2 protein-coding genes are annotated in these 3,260 nt (G+C 42.5%); both read left to right on the top strand.

Going from position 1 to position 3,260, the window contains the following annotated elements; genetic code table 11:
* The first annotated feature begins 77 nt into the window (after positions 1–77).
* On the top strand, positions 78–1,145 hold the full coding sequence (locus B4C08_RS02060; protein WP_296662373.1) for a DUF2804 domain-containing protein: 1,068 nt from the start codon (positions 78–80) through the stop codon (positions 1,143–1,145).
* 26 nt (positions 1,146–1,171) lie between these two features.
* Entirely contained in the window at positions 1,172–3,184 is a 2,013-nt protein-coding gene (locus tag B4C08_RS02055) for a hypothetical protein (protein WP_296662370.1), read from the top strand.
* Positions 3,185–3,260: the final 76 nt, after the last annotated feature.

Raw genomic sequence — 3,260 nt, 5'->3', positions numbered from 1 at the left:
TTTACATGCGTTTGCCCTGGTTGGTTTTCCTCCCTCCATAGACTTTAGCTGCACGTAATGTTAAAATAGTTATATATATGTACACACGAGATTTGCAGGAAATTCCTCCGTCATTTGTTCAGAACGGGCGGCCAGTGTTTGGTACGTTCCGGGGGCATCCTAAGCGTTTTGACATCCGCGGAGTTTATAGGCCTTATGGAGTAATTCCGCTTCCGACTTTTATAACAAACCTTCGCATAAAGAGCCGCCTTATATTTTCGTTCAATATCGGGGAATATATCGGGCGCATAAGTTTTATAGACGCAAAAATTGCTGGATTTTCAGAAGTTGTGTTTTGGAACAAAAATACTTCTCAGCGTTTTGCTTATCATTCGCTCATGGGGCCAAGAAAGAGGCTTATTCCGCATAACCTTGAAGCGGCTTCAACTTCAAACTACAGCAAACGGCGTTATACAAGAATCAGTTGGAACAGGGAGCAGAACAGGCTTTCTGTTATATTTGACTTGAAGGGAGATTCTGTGCGTCCTTCCGCGCGTGGAGCTTTTTCCGCAGTGTTCAACGATGCCCAGTTTGCAGAGCTTACTTCTGTGCGACCAAATCCTACTTTAAGACGAAGCTATGCAAGCTACAATTCTGTTCTTCCTTTGCACGGCTCTCTTACTCTTGCCTACAACAGTGGCGAAACCAAAACCATGTCGGAATCCGATGGGGTTTGTTCGTTCGACATGACGCGCACCTATATGAAATTCCGCTCGCATGGAAAATCTGTGCTTGGATTTGGAGAAGTGAATGGAAAGAAAATTGCGTTCAAGCTTGCTTCTGAGTCGCATGAAAGCGTGGACACGGACAAATACAACTGCAATGTTCTTTTTTACGACGGAAAGGCTACTCCGCTTCCGCCTGTTGTTATTTCGCATTATTCAGGCATGAACAAAAAGTGGGTCATTCAGGACACAGAAAACATGGTTGATCTTACATTTACGCCTGTTTCAATCTGCGTTAACAACGTAAATGCGTTTATTGTGCGCAGCGTGTACCATACAATATACGGCAGCTTTGAAGGAACTTTAATTACTGCAAGCGGTGAAAAAGTTTCATTCAAATCTCTTGCAGGAATTTCCGAAAATTACTTGATACGTCTTTAAATTTTTGCAGTTCTTGAGGAGTATTTATGGAAAATGAGAACCGCCCAAAGCGGACACTTGAACCCGGCACGCTTGACAAAACCCGGAAAAATATCGGACCAATAGATGCTAATGAGGCTCTTTTTATGCAGAAAAAACTTGGCGGTGAAGTTCTCCGCGAAAAATTATCTCCAGCGGACTATTCAAACATGCCGGCAAACAGGAGAAGGCAGGATGTTGTGGTAAAAGCGTCTGGAAGATCTGCTTCGGATATTTCGTCTCAAAGCGCGTCGTTCGGCTCATCGTTTTCTTCGGCGGCTGTGGGCGGAATAAAGGCTTCTGCAAAAAAAATACGCACGGACGATGATTTGCCTGAGATTTCCGCGCATGACTTAAAGCTTATGGACAAAACCATGATGGCTCCTGGCTGTGATATTAAGCCGGACTTTGGCTTGTTCAACTTCTTCTATAGAATGTCTGCCAAGAACCGCGAGCGTGTGCAGAAAAAATTCGGTGAATACATTGTGCGCCGCCACGTTGACCACATTCAGTCTTTTATCGGAACTATAAAAACATTTATTCAGATTTCCCCGGATGTATACAAAGCCAAAATCGCTACAGAAACCGACCTTAAATTTAAGTTTCTTAGAACCGTTGGCAAGTGGACACTCCGCGACATCAAGCTTCTGGCAATGGATGTTGAAAACGCTTCGGACTATCTTACAGTTCCTATGCTTATTCCTTTTGTGCGGGCGGTTTACAGGCAGCTTCTGACCGTTTACTATATTGGCGAGCAGCAGGTTTCGCTTTTAATAAAAGACATTTACACGGATCTTGCTGAATTTCCGAATGCGGACAAAGCAAAACTTCAGACTTTGGTAAAGCAAGGTGTAACGGAATGGCTTTACGTGCATGACCAGATTATTCAGGGAATGTATCCGCTTTTAATGAGAATGTCTTCAGATGAATTTGTTGAGTTCCCGGATTTCTTTAAAGTCAAAATTGTAGAAATTCTTAAATTCCTTGGAATTTCAAAGTTCGACCTTCTTCTTCCTGAAAAAAAGAAAAAAGAAAAAAAGCAGGAAGAGGCACAAGAAAAGAAAAAGCAAGAAGTTCACCATATTGCAGGCGAAAAAAACGAAATTGTAAATATGGGGCTTAAAATTCTTGACCAGCTTTTTCCGCAGGCAGGATTTCTTCACTTGGAGCGGCATCCGGATTTGTTCCCGTACTTTAATCCAATTTACAATTTTGAAGACGGATTCAACGTTATTGCGCCTGAAAATCCTTTGCAGGTAACGATTGTTCTTATTTTGATTATCGAAGATTTCCTAAAAGGCTGTCGGAACATAAAGTTCAATATTGAAGCGGACGAAAAACTTGCCGCCTATCCGGACAAGCTTGATTCTGCAATGGAAGACTGGGCTTCTTATTATGAAGATTTGTTTGCAAAAAAGCTTGGCGACTATTTGCGTTCCTATGTGAATTCAATTTACTCGCAGAAGGAATATGCCCAGAGTAAATTCGGCAAGGAAAACTTGAACAATATTTTGTGGCGCATAAAATTTTATTTTCTTCCAAACTACAAGTTCAACGCTCCGGTTTTGCAGAAGCCCGTAAATGATGCAAAGTACAGACCTCTTGCAGCCCGCACCGACTACATGAGAAGCGTTCTTACGGCTCTTGTCCGCAGAATCGATGAGAATTCCGCTGGAAAGAAAACTGTGCTTGGCGTTTTGAATCCATGGGACCGTTACACGTTCGATTTGCCAAATGCGGTTTCAAAAAGAATTGATGTGCTTCTTGGCGCAAAAAGAGATGACGATGTTACAGCCGCCACAAATGCGAATCTTATAAAGTACACGCTTTGCACTGTTTCAGTTTTGGACTGGTGGATAAACAATCCTTCAAGCCCGGCTTACGATGCGAATTCTTCCAAGCTTTACCGCATTTCAGAAAAAGACGGAGGTCCTTTGTTTTCTGTTCCAGAGCGTTCAGACCAGAATCAGCTTTTTGCAGAAGGCGTAAAAAAGGCAATCGAAGCAAAACGCAGCAAATAGCGTGGACAATGGCATGGGAATGTCCTAAAAGTATCTTTTTTGTCATTTTCGGGTTTGACCCGAAAATCTAAATGTA

It is taken from the genome of Treponema sp. UBA753 (assembly GCF_002297325.1).
In the GTDB taxonomy this organism is placed as follows: Bacteria; Spirochaetota; Spirochaetia; order Treponematales; family Treponemataceae; genus Treponema_D.
Note: the sequence above shows the minus strand (reverse complement) of the source record. Positions and strands in the feature narration are given on the sequence as shown.